Source organism: Agreia sp. (assembly GCF_964263775.1).
Lineage (GTDB): Bacteria > Actinomycetota > Actinomycetes > Actinomycetales > Microbacteriaceae > Agreia.
Window position 1 is genome coordinate 1 of record NZ_CAXVWM010000113.1, and the last position, 3,765, is coordinate 3,765.

The 3,765-nt window shown below is 66.6% G+C and carries 5 protein-coding genes; 3 read left to right on the top strand and 2 right to left on the bottom strand.

Translation table 11 applies throughout. The features are described 5' to 3' along the window. The first annotated feature begins 149 nt into the window (after positions 1-149). A complete protein-coding gene (locus ACE5CZ_RS08445) occupies positions 150-674 on the top strand; it encodes a DinB family protein (protein ID WP_374946886.1) in 525 nt (174 codons plus the stop codon). Positions 675-695: 21 nt separating this feature from the next. Here the strand turns inward: ACE5CZ_RS08445 and ACE5CZ_RS08450 are convergent, their stop codons facing one another. Further along, complete coding sequence (locus ACE5CZ_RS08450) at positions 696-1,343, bottom strand: dienelactone hydrolase family protein (RefSeq protein WP_374946887.1); 648 nt, start codon at positions 1,341-1,343, stop codon at positions 696-698. A gap of 106 nt (positions 1,344-1,449) precedes the next feature. On the opposite strand from ACE5CZ_RS08450, the gene ACE5CZ_RS08455 reads away from it, so the two are divergent. Beyond that, positions 1,450-2,124, top strand: a complete 675-nt coding sequence (locus ACE5CZ_RS08455; protein ID WP_374946888.1) for a nucleoside/nucleotide kinase family protein — start codon at positions 1,450-1,452, stop codon at positions 2,122-2,124. Between the two features lie 43 nt (positions 2,125-2,167). Beyond that, a complete protein-coding gene (locus ACE5CZ_RS08460; protein WP_374946889.1) occupies positions 2,168-2,656 on the top strand; it encodes an SRPBCC family protein in 489 nt (162 codons plus the stop codon). Positions 2,657-2,732: 76 nt separating this feature from the next. On the opposite strand, the gene ACE5CZ_RS08465 is transcribed toward ACE5CZ_RS08460, so the two are convergent. Beyond that, the coding region (locus ACE5CZ_RS08465; protein WP_374946890.1) for a hypothetical protein at positions 2,733-3,765 on the bottom strand (1,033 nt) is incomplete at its 5' end.

A 3,765-nucleotide genomic window follows, 5' to 3' on the forward strand; every position in this document is an offset into this window, starting at 1 on the left:
CTTACTTTATCGGACGGTCGTCGTGGCCGCTATGCGCGGTTCTGCCCACTTGCGTTCTGTCGTGGATGCCGACCGCGGAGGCACGATGTCGATGTCGACTGGCACGAATCGTGTGGCCGGGCACTGTGACGCGTTCGTAGACTCGGCCCATGCCTATCGTTCCCGACACCAAAAGCTGGACCTGGGTGCTCGACAAGAAGTGCCCCGAATGCGCATTCGACGCGTCGGCCATCGACGCCCGCGACGTGCCCGAACTGACCCGCAGCAACGCGGCCGCCTGGCCGGCTGTTCTGCGCCGGCCCGACGTGGCGACTCGACCGGATGACGACACCTGGTCGGCGCTCGAATACGCGGCGCACGTGCGCGACGTGTACCGCACGATGAACACGCGGTTCACCCTGATGCTCGACCAAGACGATCCGCGCTTCGCCAACTGGGATCAAGACGCGACGGCCGTCGCCGAGCGCTACAACGAACAGGACCCGGCTGTCGTCTCGGCAGAACTCGTCGAGGCCGGCCTCGCGGTCGCGGCGACGATCTCCGGGGTAAATGAGGGCGCGTGGCACAGAACGGGCCGGCGCGGAGACGGCGCCCGCTTCACTGTGGCGACCCTCGCTCAGTACTTCATCCACGATCCGGTGCACCACCTCTACGACGTCTCGAAGGCGCGGTAATCGGGCGGCAGCGATCATCCGTCAGTCGAGCAGTTGCCCCTGCATGAAGTACGTCGAGCGGGCGAAGGCGAGAGCGGCGGCGTTCTTGTCGAGCGACGCAGACGCGGTGGCGTTGGCGAAGTAGGTGGATGTTCCGCTGTAGGTGTGACGGGTCACAGGGGTGCCGACCTCTTTGAGTCGGCTGACGAACAGGTCGGCCGTGAGCCCTGAACCCCATTCGTCATTCTCGGAATAGTGCAGCGCGACCGGGCACGGAACGATGCCACCCTCGTTTTCGCCGAGTCCGGCGTAGTATGCGACGACCGCGTCGACCGCTCCCTCTTGCGCACTGCGCAGCGCAAGCCAGCCGCCCACCCCGAGGCCGATGATGCCGACGCGGGGTGCTCCCGAACTGCGGCCCAGCGCGATCGCATCGAAGAGGGTGGCGATGGCGAAGCCGTCATCGCGGCGCGAGCGAAGCAGGTCGACGCCCGCCGTGTCGACGGTCGCGACTCCGTTGAAGAGGTCGGGAACGACGACGAAGAATCCCTGCTTCGACAGGGCGGCGGCGTATGCCTCGAGGTAGGGAAGGCGCCCGTAATCGTCGTGCACGAGCACGATCGCCGGCAGTCCCTCGCTGCCGAACATCAGAGGCCAGCCGGGAGAGGGAATGTCGACGAGTTCTGTCATGAGGAATCCTCCCGTGGCCGCTATCGAAGTCTAGCGAGTGCTCTCAGCAGAACCGGCAATTCATTCAGACGGCCCGATCGGGCCGCCAGTGAGTAGCGTTGTCACGGTGAACCGACCCGCCCCACTGATTTTGTCGTCCGTCGATCCTCAATTGACCGCGCTCATCCGCGAGCTCCCGCGCCCAACGAGTGGCCGCGTCATCGTGGGCATAGCGGGCTCGCCCGGTTCTGGCAAAACGACGCTCGCGCGATCGCTGGTGCGTGCGATCGGACCCGGAGCGGCCTATCTGCCGATGGACGGCTTTCATCTCGCCGACATCGAGCTCGAGCGACGGGGGCTTCTCGATCGCAAGGGCGCCCCCGAGACCTTCGACGCCTTCGGATATGCACGTCTTATCGAAACACTGCGCGCCCGACCGAACCACACGGTCTTTGCGCCGGATTTCGAGCGAGGTCTCGAGCAGCCCCTCGCGGCAGCTCGGTCGATCGAGCCGAGTGACGACATCATCGTGGCCGAAGGCAATTACCTGATGCTTTCGGGGAAGGCGTGGAGCGCGGTGCGACGCCAGCTCGACACGGCGTGGCATGTGGTCACCGACGCGGCCCTCAGACGGCATCGCTTGATCGCTCGGCACGAGGCGTTCGGCAAGGCGCCGGATGCCGCGCGCGAGTGGGTGCGGATCGTCGACGAACCGAATGCCCGGCTCATCGAGTCGCGTGAAGGTGCGGCCGACCGCATCCTGGATCTGCGTCACTGGATGCCGCCGGTCGACGTCGAATAGCCATTCACGACGGCTGTCTGGCGGCGCATGGCACAATGCACGCATGCCCGTCGTCGAGTCCCGCTGCGTTGTTCCGGTCGACGTCGAGACCGCGTTCGCCGTCTCGCAGACGACGGGAGCCGTTCGCACACGCTGGGATCCGTTCATCAGAACGCAGCACTTTCTGGGCGGGGCCACCACGCCGGCAAAGGGAGTGCGCACCTACACCGTGCAGCGCTTCGGATTTCGGATGGAGAGCGAGTACGTGTCGTACAAGCCGCCATCGAACGTGGGAATGAAGATGACCAAGGGCTCGTGGTTCTTCGAGCGCCTGGGCGGCGGATGGCGGTTCAGCGTCGCCGAAGGTTTGCCCGACCACACGCTCGCCGTCTGGCGGTACAACTTCGCGTGCCAACCGAAATGGCTCGCGCCGATCGCCGAACGCATCGGCGCCTATATTTTTCAGCGTGACATCGACCGTCGCATCCGCGGATTCGCGAGGGGATGCGAAGACCCTGTGGTGCTGGCCGCCGTCGCGAACGACGCGGCCTGAGTGCGTCGCACGGCGCGCGCCTGTGCCGGACGCCACACGAAGTGGCGCCCGGCACAGGTGGGTTCGGACTGGCTCGTCAGATGCGTGCGTCCTTCTTACGCGAGGTGATCATGAGAGCGAGTCCGGCCAGGAGCAGGAGCAGGATGGCTCCCGCGATCGGTGCCGCCGAGATGCCCGTGAGGGCGAGGCCCGAGGCATTGGTTCCGGCGGTGTAGCCCGAGGCCGAGTAGCCCGAGGCTGAGCGGCCGGCGGCGGTGACGTTACCGGTGGTCACCACGGTTGTGGTGGTCGTCGGCGTTCCCGGTGTGGCCGGGTCGGTCGGGTCCGTGGGATCGGTCGGTGTGGTCGGGCCCGTGGGTCCGGTCGGGTCCGTGGGGTCCGTGGGGTCCGTGGGGTCCGTGGGGTCCGTCGGGTCCGTCGGTCCGGTCGGTCCGGTGGGGTTCACGGTCGAGTCGCCGATCACGGTGACCGCGTTGCCGCCGATGACGATCGGGAGGTTGATCACCGGGATGATCTGAGTTCCTCCTCCGATACTTCCTTCGCCGTCGGTGGTGTTCTCGCCGGTGCCTCCGGTGTTGCCCGTGTTGCCTCCGGTGACGACGGATCCTGTGCTGGTCGCGTCGCCGATCAGTGTGATGGCGTTGCCGCCGATGGTGACGGGTGCTCCGATGACGGGAACGATCTGGGTTACGCCGAGGATGCTGTCTTCACCCGAGGTTGTTGAGCCGCCGGTCGAGCCGGTGCCTCCGGTGTTGCCGCCGGTGGTGCTCGAGTCGGTGGACTCGGCGTCGCCGATCAGTGTGATGGCGTTGCCGCCGACCGTGACGGGTGCTCCGATGACGGGAACGATCTGGGTTCCGCCGAGGATGCTGTCTTCACCCGAGGTTGTCGAGCCGCCGGTCGATCCGGTGCCTCCGGTGTTGCCGGAGCCGGTGTTGCCGCCGGTGGTGCTCGAGCCGGTGGACTCGGCGTCGCCGATCACCGTGATGGCGTTGCCGCCGACCGTGATCGGGATGTCGATGTTGACCAGTCCCTGGGTTCCTCCGAGGAGCGAGTCGCTCCCCGTCGTCGTCGCCACCGAAGGGGCCTCAGCGGGTGCGGCTTCGGCC

Coding starts and splice junctions, on each gene's coding strand:
- ACE5CZ_RS08445 (WP_374946886.1), top strand. CDS start 150: ATGCCTATCGTTCCCGACACCAAAAGCTGGACCTGGGTGCTCGACAAG.
- ACE5CZ_RS08450 (WP_374946887.1), bottom strand. CDS start 1,343: ATGACAGAACTCGTCGACATTCCCTCTCCCGGCTGGCCTCTGATGTTC.
- ACE5CZ_RS08460 (WP_374946889.1), top strand. CDS start 2,168: ATGCCCGTCGTCGAGTCCCGCTGCGTTGTTCCGGTCGACGTCGAGACC.